The sequence below is a fragment of the Dysgonomonas sp. ZJ279 genome (assembly GCF_011039205.1).
Taxonomy (GTDB): Bacteria; Bacteroidota; Bacteroidia; order Bacteroidales; family Dysgonomonadaceae; genus Dysgonomonas.
On sequence record NZ_JAAKEL010000006.1, the window covers coordinates 14,414 to 34,218 of the forward strand.

Genomic DNA, 19,805 nt, shown 5'->3' on the forward strand with positions numbered 1-19,805 from the left:
GTCACCTTTGTTACCTTTTAACAATTGATATAAATAGATTTATTATAAATTTACAACATGGCGAAAGGACGTATACTCTGGGCAGACGATGAAATCGATATTTTGCGACCTCACATTCTTTTTCTCGAAGAAAAGGGTTATACGGTAACTCCTGTCAATAGCGGACAAGATGCCCTTGAAGCTTTCAGAAACGAGAGTTTCGATGTTGTATTTCTAGATGAAAACATGCCGGGGCTAACCGGTATGGATACACTGACTATGATCAAAGAGATTAACCCCAGTGTTCCTGTTATAATGATCACTAAGAGTGAGGATGAGGGTATAATGACACATGCCATAGGCAAGAAAATAGCCGACTACCTTATAAAACCTGTCAATCCGAATCAAATATTACTATCTATCAAAAAGAATCTGCACAAAGATGACATTGTATCGGAGGCTACACTCGAAGGTTACAGAGAAGGCTATAGTAAAATAAGTACTCAAATCACAGATTCTATAACATACTATGATTGGGTAGAAATATACAAGAAAATTATCTATTGGGAGCTTGAACTGACTGCATCACAGAACCCATTGATAGACTTATTACATACTCAAAAACAAGAGGCCAATAATGGGTTTTGCAAATTCATAAAGAGAAATTACGAATCGTGGATACAAAACCCTGAAAACAGACCGCTCATTAGTCCCGAACTTTTCCCTAAGAAAGTATTTCCATTACTAGAGGGTGACAAACCTGTTTTTTTCATCCTTATTGATAATTTACGCCTCGACCAATGGATGGAGGTAAAAGATCTTCTTGTCAATGATTTTACATTTACAGAAGAAACCTATTGCAGCATTCTACCAACAGCGACACAATATGCGCGCAATGCAATCTTCTCGGGATTGATGCCTGCACAGATAGCAAAAACATTTCCCGACTTGTGGGTAGACGAAAGTGAAGATGAAAGTAAGAATCTGAATGAAGAGGTACTGATTCAAACCCTTATGGAAAGATTCAGGCGAAAAGACTCATTTTCCTACCACAAATTAACGACTTCGGCCGCAGGAGAAAAACTGATTCAGAATATGAACACATTGAGCGATAAAAAGCTGAATGTAATTGTCATCAATTTTGTAGATATGCTTTCGCATGCGCGTACCGAATCGAAGATGATACGCGAACTGGCTGCCGACGAAGCTGCATACCGCTCATTAACCCGTTCGTGGTTCAAACATTCGAGCACAATGGATTTATTGAAAAGGGTTGCCGAAATGAAATGTAAAGTTATTCTGACTACCGATCATGGTACTATCCGTGTAAAGAGCCCGATGAAAACGATAGGTGATAAAAGCATAAACTCCAACATACGATATAAGGTCGGACGCAATCTGGAGTATGATCGTAAGAAAGTTTATGACATTCGCGATCCACAAAAAATAGGACTTCCGACTCCAAATATCAGTACAAAGTATATCTTTGCAACCGGAGATGATTTCTTTGCATATCCCAACAATTATAACCATTATGTATCTTATTATACCGATACATTTCAACACGGGGGAATATCGATGGAAGAAATGATTGTCCCGTTTATAACAATGACACCCAAATAAGAACTAGTATGGAAATAAAGATAGAATCACTGGATACAATTAACGATGCTGCCATCGAATTCATAAAGATAATGGGCGACAATACCGTTTTCGCTTTCAGAGGAGAAATGGGAGCCGGTAAAACTACATTTATAAAAGCAATATGTGAAAACCTTGGCGTTACAGATACAATCAACAGCCCGACATTTGCTATTGTAAACGAATATCGATCGAAGACGGGGGAACTCATATACCATTTTGATTTCTACCGTATCAACAAAATAGAGGAAGCCTATGACTTTGGTTATGAAGACTATTTCTACAGCGGCAGCCTATGTTTCATTGAGTGGCCTGAACTCATCGAAGACCTACTGCCAAAAGATACGGTGAATGTCAGCATTAAAATACAAGAGGATGGCAGTCGCAGCGTAACACTAATTAGAACTTAACTGTGCTTATAAGAATCTGATATTCTTAACTGTTACAACTAAACAAACTATTACAAACACAGAGCTAATCTGCTTTTTTGCATTATATTTGCAATAAGTATCTAACTACGTCTTTATGAAAATAGCTATACTGGTACCTTGTTATAACGAGGGATTGACAATAAGAAAAGTTGTTTCGGACTTCAAAAGAGTACTACCCGAAGCAGATATATTCGTTTATGATAATAATTCGTCCGATAATACGATAGAAGAGGCGACTTCCGCCGGAGCTATCGTAAGAACAGAAACGACACAGGGCAAAGGTGCTGTGGTTTTAAGTATGTTCCGTGATATCGATGCCGATTATTACCTGTTAGTAGACGGCGATGACACTTATCCTGCCGAGGCAGCAAAAAAACTTGTCGAGTGCATAGAAAAGACAAATGCAGACATGGTGATTGGCGACAGGTTGTCGAACAAAACATATCTTGCTGAGAACAAGAGGCCGTTCCACAATTTTGGAAATGATCTGGTAAAGAAACTAATAAACCAATTTTATCATAGTTCCCTTAATGATATCCTTTCGGGATACAGACTTTTCAGTCGCAGATTTGTAAAGAATTATTCTTCGTTAATTTCAGGGTTCGAACTGGAGACTGATTTGACTATATATTGCCTGAATTACGATTTCAAAATACACGAAATACAAATAGACTATCGCGACCGCCCTGAAGGTAGCGTTTCCAAACTGAATACATACAAGGACGGCTATAAGGTATTGAAGTTATTCTTCAATCTATACCGTCTCTACAAACCGCTAAGCTTTTTCACTCTTATATCAGCATTTATACTATTAATTGGCTTAATACTAGGCGTTTTCCCAATTATAGATTATATAGAGTATCAATATGTATATAAAGTACCCACTGCCATTGCAGCGGTAGCTTCCGTTATAATAGCGGTTCTGTTATACACTTGCGGCTTGATATTGGATAATATCTCTAAATTCGACAAGAAAAATTTCAAACACTCATTATTAAATTTTGATGAAGCTGCAAAAACCAAAAGATATTAAGCAGGCAATTTTTCTTTGTATCGCTTTCCTTATACTATTCTCAAGCTATTCTGTCAATATATGGAAAGTTTCTGACGAAAATATGTTCTTATTTTTCGAGCGGCAACCCGAAGGGCTAGTAGTAGGGAGAATAGCCAAAGCGGCTCAGGATGGAGTATTTTCGGATGGAGGACTCACAGGATTAAATTATACCGAATACCTGAAAACAGACAGCCTCGGAATAAGTACTATGAGTGAAGAATATAGCCGAAATTTATCGATTCAACACGATCTCTATCTAACAAACAGCCCCCTTCCTAATAAATTTGTTGCTTACAAAAGCCAGACAGGTGGGCAAGCGATTCTCTATAGTGCAATACAAAAGATAAGCCCTTTTGACAACCTCGGGAATCTAAGACTCTTCAAAGGCCTGAATGCTGCATTAGCAGCGCTTTGCTTCGTATTGTTCATTGGATGGGTATACCGGAATTATGGTGGGATAAGTAGTATAATCACCTTATTTCTCTTACTTATTTCGCCATGGATAAATAACTTTGCTCACAATCTCTGGTGGGCCTTGTGGAGTTTTTACATCCCATTTATAACAATGTTGCTTCTCTTCGAGAAGAAGCATAACTTCAAAGATAAGATGAGCAATAACAAAATCCTCATTTATCTTTTCCTTGCTGTTTTTGCAAAGTGCTTCTTCACCGGATTTGAATTTATCACATCTACTCTGATAGCCGCAATGTGCCCTATAGTGTATTACTATATTTTGGAGCAAAAAAGTTTCCGATCTTTTATCGGTTTCGCATTCAAAGCCGGAATCACAATGGTGATAGCGGTCTTAGCCGAGATGTTTGTATTGATAATGCAGATAAGATCGCTTGAAGGTTCATTCAGTGATGGTATTAACCACATACTCGTATCTTATACCAAAAGAGCTACTTATGGTATAATAGAACAAAGCGAAACATATGGAGAGATTCTTCAGAAGTACTTTCAGGGGAATGTATTTGATCTCGGATTTCTACCTCAGACCGAATTTAAATTTTACTTTGGGGTATTCTTCCTTATTATCTGCCTTTTCGGTGTTGCAATATACTTTATCAGCAAAAAATTAAATCAAGTATATAAGATTAAAAATCTGGCATTGATATCAGCTACTTTATTCTCGGTGCTATCGCCATTGTCTTGGTTCATCATCTTTAAACAGCATGCTTCAGAGCATCCTCACATGGATTATATAGTGTGGTATATACCGACTTTACTCTTTGGCTTTATTGTTATTGGTCAGGGGATATCATTAATAATAGCAAGGGTCAGAGGTTCTCACAACAAGCCTGACGTTTTATCGTAGTATACAGAATGTTTTATATCTGTATCTCGTCCATAGGATCCCAAAAGATTGCTTTCCAGTTTTTAATTCTATCATTGACAATAGTTACTCCTTCAGACTCCAGCATCTTTTGCATTTCTCCCGAGCTGCCAAAAGCATCTTTTCCCGACAATATACCTTGACTATTCACGACCCGAAAGGCAGGAATGCCCGTCTTTGCAGAATCACATTCACTCATAACACGCCCCACCATTCGCGACAGATTAGGATAGCCTATTGCTTTGGCTACAGCACCATAACTTGTGGCACGACCCGACGGAATAGTTTTCACGATATCATATACTGCTTGTATAAAAGATGCTTTATCTATCTTATTCATATATCACAAGTTGAGTAGGCAAATATAAGGATATTCAAAACGTAATAGTCAATTATTTATGTAGAAGTCGTCTCGAACCGATAAGCTTATAGCTATTGGCTAATGACCTCCAGTGGTAACAGATTCCTCCTTTCAGTTCGGAATGACAGAGAAAAAATGACAGAGAGAACGATATATAATGCAACTCATAAATTATATGATTTGCATTTTGAACTTATGTTATATTAAATCCCTTATTTATAATACTCTGTGATACTTTGTGTGACCATGTAGTTAAAAGTCAGGATGAACTCAAAATAATAAATAAGGGATCGCTTGCTTTTAAGCAAACAATCCCCTATCATAATATCTTTAATTCTCAGATAACATATCTGAAAAGATTGAATGATCATCTGAATTTGAGAATCATTCCAAGAAGTACGTTATTCATATCCAGATTGAAACCAAAGCCGTTTGTGGTTGTTTCATCTTGATAACCATTAGGATCATATTTGCTTTTATCATTTTGATATCCCAGAAACCCAAACTTGCCTAACAAAGAAACCTTACTAGAAACATTAATAGCAACACCAGGTCTAAATCCTACTTCAATTTGATGCGAGGTATCATCATATTCTTTTTGTTTTGAATGAGCATACGAGATACCGCCATCAACAAACAAGCCACCAATATCTCCCTTCAAAAAAGAATAACGAACAAACGGATTAATCACATAACTTTCTGTCGTCCGAGTTTCAAAATACTTTCCATCATTAGAATGATAAGATGATGGTGATTCCGTATGCCTATAACCGGCAACAATACCAATACCGATATTTTCACTAATTACATAGCCGAATTCGGGAAGAATACTATAAGATGTCTGACTTTCGTCAGCCCCTTTAATCTTACTCGACCACAAACTGACTGATCCTCCAACCCACATCTGACCAACATCTTGCGCACTGGCATTAACAAACGTCGCTAAGGCCAAAATAGCCACCAAAAACAATTTCCTCATAGTATCATTTTATATTGATTTAAAACAAATCTATATAAAACAAATGACTTAATTAACATTTATCAAAACATTTTTTAACCTATGAACCCTTTTTGCAAATAAAATACTACAATGTTTGTTTGGCCGATGTTACAGTGACTTCAACAACTCTTGTAAGAAAAGAGAACTTTTCCTTCATAAACTCATAATCCGCACCCGAATCGAGGTATTTAGCTGTTCCATCGATCAGGAAACCTGTGCCCTGATAATCTTTATAGCCTAAAACGTCACGGCTACCGATCGTTATTTTGACCTGATCGTTAACCATCACATTTTTCTCTGTCTTGCGCATACCATATGCAGGAATTAATAGTCGATTCTCGTCTGCAATCACAATATACGAGTTCCACGTATTTACGACATGCGGTTCGTCCGTGCCCCACGAAACGATAGATACGACACCTTCGTGTTCAAGTACTTCTACAAATTTTTCGGTAAAAATGACTGATTTATCCATAATGATTTCTTTATTAATAATTAAAACAGATCACAAAATTATGGATAAGAAGGCAGACAAAAATTAAGCTGGATTAAGAAATCAGAGTTTCGCGTTTTTCCTTCGTATTTCACTTAAATATTCGGGTGTAATTCCCAGATATGAGGCAATCATATACAGTGGTATCCGCTGCATAAAGGTGGGGAATAATGAGTTAAAATGCAAATACATATCTTCTTTAGACAGATTGAAAATCAATTTAAGCCTGAATTGGGAAGCGGCATATCCCCTCTCTGCCATCATACGGAAATAACGTTCAAGGAGAGGTACTTCGTTCGTAAGCTCAATCAATGAGGCATAATCGATAGATATCACTTCTGAATTTTCGACCGCCTGAATATTATACTCCGATGCCTTTTGGGTACTGATGCTAAAGTAATCTGTCAGCCACCAATCTTCTATCGCAAATTGCACTATTTGTTCCAGACCCTTATCATTGTTATAGAACATGCGAAGACAGCCCTTATTTACAAAATAATAGGCCTTACATACCGATCCTTCTTTAACCAGATACTCTCCACGCTTCAACGATAATGGCTTGACATATTCATACATAGCTTCAATACCACGATCGTCGAGTTTAACATATTTCTGAATATGATTAATAATGTCCGTAAGCATATTACTATTTTTTTGTAGCAGAAATTAAAAGCATCATCGGTCTGCGCAATTCATCTTTCATATCAAGAATAGTTTCTACAAGCTCTTTCTGCGGTTGCGCTTCTACCAATTCTGTTATTTCGAATCCTGATTTGAGAAGGCCATTTATATACGTTGTCAATGTCTTGTGATATTTTACCACTTCTTCCCCAAGGAAAGTCGATCTCCGCAAGCCTTCTCCAAAATAGTTATCGACAGGCCAATGTAAGCGGTTTCCCTCTTGGTCGCAATACCAATCCTGACTACCATACGCAGTAAATACCGGATGCTCGACCGAGAAAACGAATGTACCGCCCTGCGAAAGGCATCTATTCACATTCCGGCAAATATCATCGAACGATGCTAAATAATGAAAAGTAAGAGAACTGATAACAATATCGAATGTATCGGGCAAGAATTCGAAATCTTCTACTGCCATACATTTATACGCTATACGGGGAGAGTTATTTCTTTTTCTTGCTTCTTCGAGCATTTTTTCGGAGAGGTCTATTCCTGTCACAGATACTGCACCATGCTCCACCACGTATGCACAGTGCCAGCCAAATCCACAGCCCAAATCGAGTACACGTTTACCCTCAAATTCGGGCAACATCTTCTGCAACATGTGCCATTCTCCTGCACCTTTCAATCCTTCTACCGACCGTGTCATTCGGCTGTATTGATCGAAAAAATCGGGATTATCGTATTTGTTCTCTTTCATAAAATAAATGTACAAAAAACCCCTGAAAACCGAAAGATTCTCAGGGGTTAGATTTATGCTTAATTCAGAGAATCATATTTCTCCATTCGTATTCATCGATAATAGATAAGAAGCAGAATCAGGGTGTGTTTGTATCTTTCTTGCAACGTATAGCTGTCAGGAATTGTCGTCCCATACCTGTTCTGGATATATAATTTTCAGGATTACCTGCGCCGTTTACAGCATTTATTTTTCTATTCCATGCACTATTGGTATTCGGTGTAACTGCTGCATAATAAGCACTACTCGTCCAGAAATAAGATGTTTGACCGTAAAACTGAGAGGAAGGAGAAAAGCCACCTAAATAGGCATCGAACCCACCTTTGTATGCAGGCTTGCTTGCCCCATACGATTCGGGCAACTGACTACCCGATATCATACATTGTGCTTTCATCGCTTTTCCATGTGGACTCGTTGTCGCACCGGAGGGTCTGTCGTACTCCAAAAGAGGGCTTCCTATATCGGCCATGGTCGAATATTTAGAGGTATTCTTAATTATTTCGTTTTCGAGATCTGTCCATTCCTTATCGCTCGGCAGATGCCATCCGTCGGGGCAGATACCTTGAACTCTAGCTCCTTCGCTGGTACCACCCTCGTCTGTGCCGGGATGAGTCTTACCATTTGTAGCAGCGTACCAATTATATAGAAGTCCCAATTCGGGTTGTGCATTAAAAAGAGTCGGGTCTAAATTATTAGTTCCGGGATAACACCATCTGGGATCACCACTGCTTCCGGCATTCGAGGGAGTAGTGGGAAGCGAAGCGCCTCCTTGAGCTGATGCGAATTTGGTTACCGCCAGATTCTCCACCATCCAAATACCGGCATCACCGAACAACCGTGCTTTAAAATCCTTGTTGTCCTGATCTTTATATATAACTACATTTTCGGATTCTAACTCGGTGAGTAATTTCCACTCCAGACCATCCCAAACATATAGTCCCTGAGGGTTTGCACTATTGTTGTCTACACACATGCTGGTATTATAAACCAGCAGCCCTATATGCTTCGCATCAAGATCGCCTTTTGTTGTTCCATTTTCATAGTCAGAATCCCCCTTAAGCATCGGAAATAGCTGATCTATTTTTTCTAAGGCTACACGAGGAAGCCCCAATCCCTTAGATACAACCGCATTACTTCCAGAGTCTGATTGTCCTCCGGTCAAATCTAATAAAGCTCCATAATGGGGCTTATTATTTGTACCAATTGTTACTTGAGCCTTTAGTGGCAGAACAGAGAAAAGAATAATTAAAGAATAAAAAAATAAATGTTTCATAAAGTTTTTTGCCTATACATAAATAATTATCAGAAAATGGATTTCTGTCAATTCGACACAAATATAAAAAATAAAGTTTATTAATCAAAACCTTGATTCAGAAAGCTAACAGAGTATTAAGTATGCTTGAGAACCGCCTGAAACAGATTGTAAATAAAATCGCGGCTAATATTTTTGAGTAGTTTTATTACGATGATTTAACAAAAAACTCCCTTGCGGGAGTCTCATTTATTTAAGTTTTGCTTTTAGTTCTTCTATCTGCTTATCCTTTTCTTTGAGGAGTCTTTCGTATAAGTCTTTAATGTCATTAATAGGATAATTGTAATTATTTTCTTGTTCTCCTACAATTTGTTGAGTTACTATATCATTAGAATTTTCAGCAGAGGTATTTGTTAAAGTAGGTTCTGACATTGTTTGGTTATAAATATTCATTGCTTCCTCTGGTATAAAGTTCTTTAGGAAACCAACAGGAATATTTAGAGCCGTTGCGAATTTATCAAGGACAGGATCTTCAATTATTTCTTCCAATTCCAAAGCAGATACTTTACTTTGTGACATGCTTACCCTGAAAGCTAAATCTTCCTGAGTGATATTCTGACAGGTTCTCGCAATCCGTATATTTCTCCCGTGATTGATTTTCTTTTTCTTTTCGGCAACAGCTTCCATATTTATGTATCGTTATCAGTTGATTAAACAAATGTATCTCTTCGAAGTTTAGTGCTAAATTAAGATATTTTACCGCAACTCAAATAAGAATTTGCCGTATTCTTTATTTTTATATTCCGAAAAATAAAAAAGCTGCTGATATTCAGTAAATATAATATCGTCCGCCAAAATATATTATTACAGGGTAAGGCTCTATTTTTGTGATGTTATAATCTGAATGCGTCTCGACTTTTCTTTTAACCACAGAGCAAAAGTCAAGATGAACTCTCTGATAATATTTTAGAAAATGTATTTTAAAGCAAATATAAAAGAATATCTATATCTTTGTCCTGTCAGAAATGACAAGACATAATATAGTTTAGATATTAAGCGTTTAACTGGTTCAGTGTAGAACAAAAGTCGAAAATTAGTAAAAGCACTTGGAAACAGTAGAACGCCAATCCCGTCTTATCAATATAGGGCGGGAGGCGTTTCCTGTTAGTGCTTGGGGCTTCGACTCCCTGTTCTGCGAATAGGTTAATGTCCTCCCGCTTCTTTATTGTTAAATGTCTTGCTAGAGGACAGGCAAGTTTGTTAAACTATATGCTATGTCTGAAAAGAACGAAAAACAGAATACTAAGAACAATATGCCGGACGACTTCCGCCATGCGTCTCTCCCTCTTACACCCGAAGAATGTATCGGACTGACTTTTGATGAGGTCATAGAACTTTACCTGAAATATAATATCGCAAAACCCGAAGACAAGAAACCCGATCTGTTAATCAAAATACATTTATCGGAGGCTACTCTTATATGCCGCATCCACGATGATACATGTATCGATGCTTATTTTGAGACCGACAATATAGTAAACACGAATAATTAATATCTGATACTCTTAAAAACACCCTCATTATTCACCGAACCCAAACCTAGAAAATGCTCCAAGTACTGCTTATAATTAAACATCTAATGGGAGCGTGAAAGGGAATGACAAAAGTCATTCCCTTTCTAAATTAATGTGAGTTCGATATAAGCATCATAATAATTATGAGTTATAGGTTGTGTTATCGATCGTTCTCTCCGTCATTTGTTCTCTGTTATTTTCGCTCTGTCATTCCGAAACGTAGTGAGGAATCTGTTACATCTTGAGATCATTAGCTGATAGCTGTAAGCTATTAGCTTATCTCATAGAAGATCTTGGAGCTGATTTATGAGTTGAAGGAGTGGATTTCTAAACCTTAAACTAACAATGTTAAAAAAATAGAATATATTTGTACTATATATCTAATATTCAATCCAAACATTACATTTAAATGGCAAAAAAGAAAGATATAAATAAACATGCATTTGATGAAAGCACACAGCTAAAATTATCCCTGTTTAAGGATTTTTTTAAAGCATGGCTTCCTGTCTTTATTTACAGAAAAGATATAGAACGTATTTATATATATGATATGTTTGCAGGTAGTGGAAAAGATTCGATAGGACAGTTTGGGTCTCCTTTAATGCTTTTAAATGAAGTCAAAGAATACTGTGAAGTATTAGAAAAAACAGGTAAAAAGATAATTTTCGGTTTTAATGAATACTTAGAAGATAAATGTGAATTATTACATACAAATGTCCAAGATTTTTTCAAAAAATGTCAAACAGAATGTTCTGTAGAGAACTGTTTATGCCAAAAGTCTTGCCACATAAAAAATGATGATTTTAGTACTTTGTTTGACAATAAAAAATTTCAACAAATATTGAATAATAAGAAATATGCTAAATTCATATTAATTGATCAATACGGATTTAAACAGGTTGATGATTTAGTTTTCACTAAATTAATGAATTCTCCTGTTACTGATTTTTTATTTTTTATAAGTTCTTCACGAATGAAACAGTTTAAAAATACAGACTCAGTAACACTAAGATTTCAAAATGCAGATATATTTGTAGATGAAGGAGACCCAAAAAAAAGTCACCAAGAAGTAGCATTATATTTTAAAAAACTTATTCCCAATGGTAAAAAATATCATCTACATTCATTTACAATAAAGAAGAATAGGAATTATAATGGTATTATTTTCGGGTCAAACCATTCTTTTGGAATGGAGAAATTTGTTTCAACATGCTGGAAGTATGACTCATATGCAGGCGAATCCAATTGGGAAAAAGACTATGGTCAATTATTTCAGAGTACAGAGCCAATATTGAAAATAGATAATACAAAAGATAAAATAAAAGAATTAATTTTGAACGGGGAAATAACAAACAATAAAGATGGTTTGTTATATACATTAGAATGCGGATGTGAACCTAAGATATTTCCTGATGTTATCAATGAACTTCTAAAAAAGAAGAAAATTGAAATTATCGGTAAGAAAAACAGAACATCTACAAGTATACATAATGTAGATGTTTATAACATCAAAATTTCAGAAAATGAAAACAACTAAAATTGAATGGACGGATAAAACGTGGAACCCTATAACAGGATGCTCTAAAGTTTCATCAGGTTGTTTAAATTGTTATGCAGAAATAATGTCAAAAAGACTAACTGCAATGGGGGTAGATAAATATAAACATGGATTTAAACTTACTTTACATGATTCTTGTTTGAATGAACCTTTGAGGTGGAAAAGACCCGCTACAATATTTGTATGTTCTATGAGTGACTTGTTTCACCAAGACGTTCCCAATGAATTTATTGATAAAATAATGGATGTTATAGAGTCAACACCACATCATAGATACCAAATACTGACTAAGCGTGCAGAGAATATGTTCGAATACTTTCAGACGAGAGCAGTTCCAGAAAATGCATGGATAGGGGTAACTGTAGATGTTCAGAGTTCTAAGCTAAGAATTGACTATTTAAGAAAAATACCTGCAACAATTCATTTCTTATCATGTGAACCATTACTTGAAAATTTGGGGATATTGAATTTAGAAAATATAGATTGGGTTATTGTTGGTGGAGAAAGTGGAATGAAAGCAAGATTGATGAAAGAAGAATGGGTACTATCCATAAAAAAACAAGTTGAAGAACAGGGTTCATCATTCTTTTTTAAACAATGGGGCACTTGGGGTAGTGATGGTATTAAAAGGAACAAAAAAGCTAATGGAAAACTTATAAATGGTAAAATACATCAAGAAATGCCTATTTAACTTTAATTATTTCATAAGCGTGTGATACTCGCACACAATCACTAATAAATAAAAACTTGTAATTGAAACGCACACTGTTGCGTTTCTTTCTTTTCTATAAAAATATTTTCTACCACTACTTACATCCAACTTTCAAAATCTGATATATGATGCAATATGTTTTCTCTACCGTCAAGATAGTGAAATATATACAACGCAAAAGCCTGACAGATTTCTCTATCAGGCTTTGTGCGCATGAAGGGACTCGAACCCCCACGTCTCTCGACACCAGATCCTAAGTCTGGCGCGGCTACCAATTACGCCACATGCGCAGCTATTTTGTTAGCGAGTACAAAGATATAATTATTTTTATATCTACAACGATTTTGAACGAAAAAAAATCAAATAAATACTTATATGCTACTTAAACATACGGGGAATCGACAAATTTATCCAAAGTCAATATTTCATTTTTATCTTTAATCCGATAAAAGATTTGCTATTCCAGTACAACAACCAAAAAATATTTACACACTTGCATAACTAAAAGAATGATTAAATCTCATTGGACAGATACAGTCCATTTTTCACATTTTACTCTCGACTTTTTTTTATACATTTGTAATACTAAAGGAGAAAAATAAATATGGACAATTATATAGTTTCAGCCCGCAAATATCGCCCCATGACCTTCGGCTCGGTTGTAGGACAACGTGCGCTGACAACAACTCTCAAAAATGCAATAGCAACAGGTAAACTGGCTCATGCTTATTTGTTTTGCGGCCCCAGAGGTGTTGGCAAAACTACATGTGCCCGTATTTTCGCCAAGACAATCAATTGCCTTTCTCCCGCAGCCGACGGCGAAGCATGTAATCAATGCGAGTCGTGCGTTGCTTTCAATCAGCAACGTTCATTCAATATACACGAATTAGATGCAGCATCTAACAATTCGGTGGATGATATTCGTTCGCTCATAGAGCAAGTACGCATCCCCCCACAAATAGGCAAATACAAAGTATATATCATAGATGAGGTTCACATGTTGTCGCAAGCAGCATTCAATGCCTTCCTCAAAACATTGGAAGAACCACCGCATCATGCTATCTTCATATTGGCAACAACCGAAAAGCATAAGATATTACCAACTATACTTTCACGTTGCCAGATATACGATTTTAGCCGCATAACAATAAAAGACACTGTCGAGCATTTACAATATGTTGCTTCGCAAGAAGGCGTAACTGCCGAGCCGGAAGCACTGAATGTACTTGCCCAAAAGTCGGATGGCGGTATGCGCGACGCATTGTCGATATTCGATCAGGTAGTTAGTTTTACAGGAGGTAATGTTACTTACAGAGCCGTAATAGACAATCTGAATGTACTGGATTACGAATATTACTTCAAACTAACAGATTGTATCCTCACCGGAAACGTAGTGGACGGACTGCTTATCCTTAACGATATATTGAGTAAAGGATTTGACGGAAATAATGTAATTACAGGAATTGCTTCTCACTTCCGCGATTTACTACTATGCAAAGATGCTAAGACTGCAGAACTGTTCGAGGTCGGGGCATCCATTCGGGAGCGATACATAGAAACAGCCAAGAGGTGTAGTAACGAATTTCTTTACCGAGCCATAGAGATAGTCAACGAAAGCGATTTGAATTACAGGTTAAGCCGAAACAAACGCCTACTCTCCGATCTTACCATTATCCGCTTATGTCAATCGTCTTCACCTCAAGCAGGAATGGAAGGCGAAAAAAAAAAGCAGGTAATTGAACCTATATTTTCTTCAAATCAGGGAAATACTCAACAGCCCGCTCCTCAGGCACAGGCAGCAGCACAAGCGACACGTCCTGTCGTAGCAGCGGCACAGCCGCAACCGCAACCGAATACTCAGCCAGCTGTGACTTCGAGAGTAGCAAACCTACCCAATGATAAGCCAGCCGTAAATAAAGCATCCAGATCGCCCGGCGTAGGTGGTCTTGGCATATCTATTTCTGCGTTCAATCAGGAGAAAAAGGAAGAAGAGATTAGAGTAGAGACACAATCGGAAGTATTGACCGAACGCTTTACTCCTATCCAATTGATAAAAGAGTGGAAAGCTTATGCAGAAGTATTGATTGAAGAGCATCATCTAAAGAATACGATGTTGAATTGCCTCCCTAATCTTCAGGATAATAATATATTTGAGATTATTGTCAACAATCCGATGCAGGAACAAAGACTTCTTGAGTACAAAATGGATATTCTCAACAAGTTGAAGCAGCAACTTCGCAATACTCAAATACAGATGCAAGTACGTATAAGCGAAGACAATGAGAAAAAACTGGCGTTTACTCCTGCCGAGAAATTCAACTTAATGATGGAAGAGAATGAGAGTCTCCGCCGTTTAAAAGATGAGTTTGGATTAGAACTCTCTTAGTATTTCAAATTCTTGAACAGCGTTCTGCGTTCACGTGCATCATTCAAGTAAAAAATCAGCTGATCCCTATCGAAATGTTCATCAGAATGTGGATTATAGATAAATCTGAAGAGAGACAACAGCTCTTTATCAGTAAACTGCTCGAGTAAATCGTTAAACTGCTCATTATCATTTATCTCAAAATACAGCAAGGCCAAGCGTTGTTTCACAGCCAGATTGAGTGGATCAAGATCTAATAATTGCTCTGTATATTCGATAGCTTTCAGATAATCCTCTTTCTTTACATTGACAATCGCCAGCATATCGAGCAAGTGAAAATCTTCCTGATTATCAGGATATACCTTTAGTAAATAAGCTTCCGCCTCATCGTACAATTCCTGTCTCAATTTTATCTCACCGGCAATAATGCTTAGATCAACAGAATCCTTATCATTACTCATCTGATCATCTATAAGACGAAATGCTGCATCCAATTCCCCTTGCAAAAGGAGGATTTGTACTCTTTTCGACACAACTTCCGTGCTTCTGCCGACCAGCTCTTCATACTGATCCAAATAGGCAAGAGCCTCTTCATACAACTCTAATGATTGGTAACATTCTGCCAAAAGGAAATAAATAGAAGTATCATCCGGATTAGACAAGAGGAGACCATCAAAAATCTCGATAGCCTCGGATACCCGTTCGCAAAGAGACAGACAATGAGCTTTAAGCTTCAATACATTCTCATCCGAATCATTGATAGCCAAAGCAAAATCGAAAGCGTCTATAGCCTTTTCAAATTCATCTTTCAACGAATGTAATTTCCCTACGTTTACCCACGCTTCATAGCTATAAGAATCTATATCCAGTATCTTATTGCTGGCAACTATAGCTGCATCGTAATCGCCTAACATCTCATAGGCATAGGCCAGATCTGATAATACATCTACATTATCAGAATTGTACTCTAAGCTTTTATTGAAATAGAGAATTGCCTCATCGAAATAATCAGCTTCAACATATAAAAACCCCAATTCGGCCAATGCATTGTCCAAATCGGTGTCTTCTTCCTCTAATATCTCTTTCGTAAGGGCATACGCTTCAGCTAAAAGACCTAGCTGCAAATAACATTCTATCTTAACCAGATAAGAGTCGAAGTCGTATGAAGTTATACTATTAAGCAAACGAAGAGCTTCTGTGTACTCACCGTCGTAAGCAGCAAACTTAGCCTTCTTTAGCAACAAAGAAGTATTCTCGGGATGAATAGCCAAGCCTGCGTCTATAACATCACGGGCAGCATCAGTATCGGCATTTGTATCGAAATAATCAGCCAACTCATCGAAGTCGTCAGCATCCAGATAGATACTTTTACCCAATTCGAGAGCTTCCTCATACTTACGTACAAGCTCAGATATATCTTTAAATGTCATTTATTTATCTTTAGCTTTCGACCAAGAGTCTTTTAACGGAACTGTACGATTGAATATCATATTTTCCGCTGTTGAATCGGGATCGACACAGAAATAACCTAAACGTTGAAACTGGAATTTATCTAATGCCTGCGCATCTTTCAGATATGACTCAATCTTGCAGCCTTTAAGCACTTTCATTGAATCGGGATTAATAAGATCACGGAAGTCACGTTCATCCTCACTTGGATTTTCAACCATAAACAAGCGATCATAAATACGCACCTCTGCATCAAAGCAATCTTCTGTCGATACCCAATGAATAGTTCCTTTTACCTTGCGGGCACTTTCAGGCATTCCGCTCTTAGTCAATGGATCATATTCTGCATATACTTCAACAACTTCGCCATTTTCGTCACGTTTACAACCGGTACATTTTATGATAAAGCCATGTTTTAATCGAACTTCGTTACCCGGAGTCAAACGGAAATATTTCTTAGGAGCATCTTCCATAAAGTCATCTCTCTCGATATATAACTCACGCGAGAAAAGAACTTCATGATCCCCTGCATTTTCATCTTCCGGATTATTATGTGCCACCAGTTTCTCTGTTTTCCCTTCCGGATAATTGGTTATAACCAATTTCACAGGATCAAGAACAGCTGATACACGGTAGGCTTTTTTGTATAAATCTTCACGAACGGAATACTCTAACAATCCGATATCATTAATAGCATCTGTTTTAGTGTAACCTATTTTATCTATAAAACTATGAATAGACTCAGGAGTGTATCCGCGACGACGGAAACCACTTATTGTAGGCATACGCGGATCGTCCCAGCCTGCAACCAATCCCTCTTGTACCAATTGGAGCAACTTACGTTTACTCATAACGGTATAAGTAAGATTCAAGCGGTTAAATTCAAACTGACGCGGACGATAGTCGCTCGTAGCCAATTGATCGATAAACCAATCATAAAGCGGGCGATGCACTACAAATTCTAATGTACATATAGAGTGTGTCACACCTTCGAAATAATCACATTCACCATGAGCGAAGTCATACATCGGATATGCATGCCAAGTGTTCCCCGTACGGTGATGAGGATATTTAATAATACGATATATAATAGGGTCGCGGAAATGCATATTCGATGATGCCATATCTATCTTGGCACGAAGCACCATACTACCTTCTTCCAACAAACCCTCATTCATCTTTTCGAACAAATCGAGATTCTCCTCTATCGGACGATCGCGATACGGGCTATTTTCTCCGGCTTGCGTCGGTGTACCTTTTTGTTTAGCTATCACTTCTGCCGATTGCTCATCAATATAAGCTTTACCTTCTTTTATCAATTGAACAGCAAACTCCCATAACTGAGGAAAATAGTCGGATGCATAATACACATTAGCCCAATCGTAGCCTAACCATTGTATATCCTCCATAATAGAATCTACATATTCTACATCTTCTTTCACCGGATTAGTATCATCGAAACGCAGATTACATATACCACCATATTTCTGGGCGATACCAAAGTCCATACAGATCGCTTTAGCATGACCTATATGAAGATAACCATTAGGTTCAGGTGGGAAACGGGTCTGTATACGACCGCCATTCTTACCTTCAGCCAGATCCTTTTCGACTATCACCTCTATGAAATTGAGGCTCTTTTTCGTTTCTTCAGTGTTCGTGTCAGTATTATTTACATCTTCAGACATAGTGAGAATATATAAGATTGTTTTTTATTTTATTTATCAGAGGCATTCGACATATAGTTCGAATATGCTTTATAGAATTCATCAAAATGATCGGCTCCTTTATAGCGGGCAATTATTGCCTGCGATTCTTCGAAAGCTGCGGCTGCCTTATCCAATTCATTATCTCTGATATATTCCAGTGATTTCAGATTCAATTCGGCAGCTTCCTTAGCGTCGCCATCCACAGACGAACAAGCGCCTAACGTAATCAATAGAAACAGAGTGACAAATAAGAACAGAACTTTCCTCATAATGTAATATTTATACTGCAAAGGTAATAAATTAGCCGTATATCAACTCCCATTACATACGATTTTCATATATTTGTTGTTTATAAAAAACTAATGCTTAAATGAAAGGAAAAATACTAGTTACGGGTGGAGCCGGATATATCGGCTCACATACGGTAGTAGAATTGCAAAACGCAGGCTACTCGGTAGTAGTTATTGATAACTTATCCAATTCTACAGCCGATTCGATTGATGGCGTACAACGGATTACAGGAATAAGACCTGAATTTGAAATATTAGACTGCAATGATCTTGAAGGGCTAAGAAGGCTATTCAAGAAACATACTGACATAAAAGGAATTATCCACTTTGCTGCCAGCAAAGCAGTAGGAGAATCGGTGCAAAAACCATTGCTTTATTATCGCAACAATCTGGTATCTCTGATCAATTTACTTGAACTGATGCCCGAGTTTGGAGTCAAAAACATCGTATTCTCATCATCATGCACCGTTTATGGAGAGCCTGATAAGAATCCGATAGACGAAACTGCACCTATTAAACCGGCAGAATCGCCCTACGGAAATACGAAACAGATAAACGAAGAGATTATACAAGACACCGTACGCTCAGGAGCAGATATAAAAAGCATCATATTACGTTATTTCAATCCGGTGGGAGCGCATCCTACTGCAGAGATAGGTGAATTACCAAACGGTGTGCCTCAAAACCTTGTTCCGTTCATTACCCAAACAGCTCTAGGCATACGCGAACAACTAAGTGTTTTTGGAGATAATTACAGCACATCTGACGGATCGTGCGTCCGTGATTTCATTAACGTAGTCGATCTTGCAAAGGCTCACGTAATCGCTATAGATCGTATGCTCGGAAACAAATCGGAAGAAAAGGTGGAAATATTCAATCTGGGTACAGGAAAAGGAGTTTCAGTTCTCGAATTGATAAAAGTATTTGAAAAAGTATCGGGGACAAAACTGAATTATAAAATAGTAGATCGCCGTGTTGGAGACATAGAAAAGATATGGGCAGAACCTAGTCGTGCCAACAATGTTCTTGGATGGACGGCTAAGGAAAACATAGAAGACACTATGGCCTCTGCCTGGAAATGGCAACTTAAACTGAGAGAAAAAGGGATAATGTAATATTTCTTAGAAAAATATAAAATAAAGAAGAGGAGATTCAAACAATGGGTCTCCTTTTCTTATTTA

At 37.4% G+C, this 19,805-nt stretch carries 19 protein-coding genes and 1 tRNA gene; 9 read left to right on the top strand and 11 right to left on the bottom strand.

Annotated features, from left to right (window positions below):
- The first annotated feature begins 57 nt into the window (after positions 1–57).
- The 4 genes from G7Y57_RS09155 to G7Y57_RS09170 all read left to right on the top strand — a co-directional run bounded on the left by G7Y57_RS09155 (position 58) and on the right by G7Y57_RS09170 (position 4,423).
- Positions 58–1,602: a bifunctional response regulator/alkaline phosphatase family protein gene (locus tag G7Y57_RS09155; RefSeq protein ID WP_165022710.1), complete on the top strand. Its 1,545-nt coding sequence runs from the start codon at positions 58–60 to the stop codon at positions 1,600–1,602.
- 8 nt (positions 1,603–1,610) lie between these two features.
- A complete protein-coding gene (gene tsaE, locus G7Y57_RS09160) occupies positions 1,611–2,030 on the top strand; it encodes a tRNA (adenosine(37)-N6)-threonylcarbamoyltransferase complex ATPase subunit type 1 TsaE (RefSeq protein ID WP_165022727.1) in 420 nt (139 codons plus the stop codon).
- Positions 2,031–2,145: 115 nt separating this feature from the next.
- Positions 2,146–3,084, top strand: coding sequence for a glycosyltransferase family 2 protein (locus G7Y57_RS09165; protein ID WP_165022730.1), 939 nt, complete (start codon positions 2,146–2,148; stop codon positions 3,082–3,084).
- Positions 3,056–4,423: a hypothetical protein gene (locus G7Y57_RS09170; RefSeq protein ID WP_165022733.1), complete on the top strand. Its 1,368-nt coding sequence runs from the start codon at positions 3,056–3,058 to the stop codon at positions 4,421–4,423. The genes G7Y57_RS09165 and G7Y57_RS09170 overlap by 29 nt, the downstream gene beginning before the upstream one ends.
- A 13-nt stretch (positions 4,424–4,436) precedes the next feature.
- Here G7Y57_RS09170 and G7Y57_RS09175 read toward each other — a convergent pair whose 3' ends face one another.
- From G7Y57_RS09175 to G7Y57_RS09205, 7 genes are all read right to left on the bottom strand, one after another.
- Positions 4,437–4,781: an MGMT family protein gene (locus tag G7Y57_RS09175; protein WP_165022736.1), complete on the bottom strand. Its 345-nt coding sequence runs from the start codon at positions 4,779–4,781 to the stop codon at positions 4,437–4,439.
- A gap of 388 nt (positions 4,782–5,169) precedes the next feature.
- Positions 5,170–5,763, bottom strand: a complete 594-nt coding sequence (locus G7Y57_RS09180) for an outer membrane beta-barrel protein (RefSeq protein ID WP_255491390.1) — start codon at positions 5,761–5,763, stop codon at positions 5,170–5,172.
- Between the two features lie 124 nt (positions 5,764–5,887).
- Positions 5,888–6,277: a pyridoxamine 5'-phosphate oxidase family protein gene (locus tag G7Y57_RS09185; RefSeq protein WP_255491391.1), complete on the bottom strand. Its 390-nt coding sequence runs from the start codon at positions 6,275–6,277 to the stop codon at positions 5,888–5,890.
- An 81-nt stretch (positions 6,278–6,358) separates the two neighbouring features.
- On the bottom strand, positions 6,359–6,937 hold the full coding sequence (locus G7Y57_RS09190; RefSeq protein WP_165022742.1) for a Crp/Fnr family transcriptional regulator: 579 nt from the start codon (positions 6,935–6,937) through the stop codon (positions 6,359–6,361).
- Positions 6,938–6,941: 4 nt separating this feature from the next.
- On the bottom strand, positions 6,942–7,676 hold the full coding sequence (locus G7Y57_RS09195; protein WP_165022745.1) for a class I SAM-dependent methyltransferase: 735 nt from the start codon (positions 7,674–7,676) through the stop codon (positions 6,942–6,944).
- 118 nt (positions 7,677–7,794) lie between these two features.
- A complete protein-coding gene (locus G7Y57_RS09200; RefSeq protein WP_165022748.1) occupies positions 7,795–8,988 on the bottom strand; it encodes an FISUMP domain-containing protein in 1,194 nt (397 codons plus the stop codon).
- Positions 8,989–9,216: 228 nt separating this feature from the next.
- Positions 9,217–9,654, bottom strand: a complete 438-nt coding sequence (locus G7Y57_RS09205; protein WP_165022751.1) for a helix-turn-helix domain-containing protein — start codon at positions 9,652–9,654, stop codon at positions 9,217–9,219.
- Between the two features lie 587 nt (positions 9,655–10,241).
- On the opposite strand from G7Y57_RS09205, the gene G7Y57_RS09210 reads away from it, so the two are divergent.
- The 3 genes from G7Y57_RS09210 to G7Y57_RS09220 all read left to right on the top strand — a co-directional run bounded on the left by G7Y57_RS09210 (position 10,242) and on the right by G7Y57_RS09220 (position 12,790).
- A complete protein-coding gene (locus G7Y57_RS09210) occupies positions 10,242–10,520 on the top strand; it encodes a hypothetical protein (protein WP_165022754.1) in 279 nt (92 codons plus the stop codon).
- Positions 10,521–10,950: 430 nt separating this feature from the next.
- Positions 10,951–12,078, top strand: a complete 1,128-nt coding sequence (gene tcmP, locus G7Y57_RS09215; RefSeq protein WP_165022757.1) for a three-Cys-motif partner protein TcmP — start codon at positions 10,951–10,953, stop codon at positions 12,076–12,078.
- Positions 12,065–12,790 (top strand): phage Gp37/Gp68 family protein, encoded by a 726-nt coding sequence (locus tag G7Y57_RS09220; RefSeq protein WP_165022760.1) that lies wholly within the window; start codon positions 12,065–12,067, stop codon positions 12,788–12,790. The genes tcmP and G7Y57_RS09220 overlap by 14 nt, the downstream gene beginning before the upstream one ends.
- Positions 12,791–13,019: 229 nt before the next feature.
- On the opposite strand, the gene G7Y57_RS09225 is transcribed toward G7Y57_RS09220, so the two are convergent.
- Positions 13,020–13,101: transfer RNA gene (locus G7Y57_RS09225), tRNA-Leu, on the bottom strand.
- 314 nt (positions 13,102–13,415) lie between these two features.
- Between G7Y57_RS09225 and G7Y57_RS09230 the strand changes: the two genes are divergently transcribed.
- A complete protein-coding gene (locus tag G7Y57_RS09230; protein ID WP_165022763.1) occupies positions 13,416–15,197 on the top strand; it encodes a DNA polymerase III subunit gamma/tau in 1,782 nt (593 codons plus the stop codon).
- Here the strand turns inward: G7Y57_RS09230 and G7Y57_RS09235 are convergent.
- The 3 genes from G7Y57_RS09235 to G7Y57_RS09245 are packed head-to-tail and all read right to left on the bottom strand — an operon-like array spanning position 15,194 to position 18,603.
- The gene (locus G7Y57_RS09235) at positions 15,194–16,606 is read right to left on the bottom strand and encodes a tetratricopeptide repeat protein (RefSeq protein ID WP_165022767.1); all 1,413 of its coding nucleotides are present in this window, start codon (positions 16,604–16,606) and stop codon (positions 15,194–15,196) included. The genes G7Y57_RS09230 and G7Y57_RS09235 overlap by 4 nt on opposite strands.
- Positions 16,607–18,313, bottom strand: coding sequence for a glutamine--tRNA ligase/YqeY domain fusion protein (locus G7Y57_RS09240; RefSeq protein ID WP_165022770.1), 1,707 nt, complete (start codon positions 18,311–18,313; stop codon positions 16,607–16,609).
- 29 nt (positions 18,314–18,342) lie between these two features.
- Positions 18,343–18,603, bottom strand: a complete 261-nt coding sequence (locus tag G7Y57_RS09245; RefSeq protein WP_165022773.1) for a hypothetical protein — start codon at positions 18,601–18,603, stop codon at positions 18,343–18,345.
- Positions 18,604–18,704: 101 nt separating this feature from the next.
- Here G7Y57_RS09245 and galE point away from each other — a divergent pair, with 101 nt between their 5' ends.
- Entirely contained in the window at positions 18,705–19,739 is a 1,035-nt protein-coding gene (galE, locus tag G7Y57_RS09250; RefSeq protein ID WP_165022776.1) for a UDP-glucose 4-epimerase GalE, read from the top strand.
- The last annotated feature ends 66 nt before the right edge of the window (positions 19,740–19,805 follow it).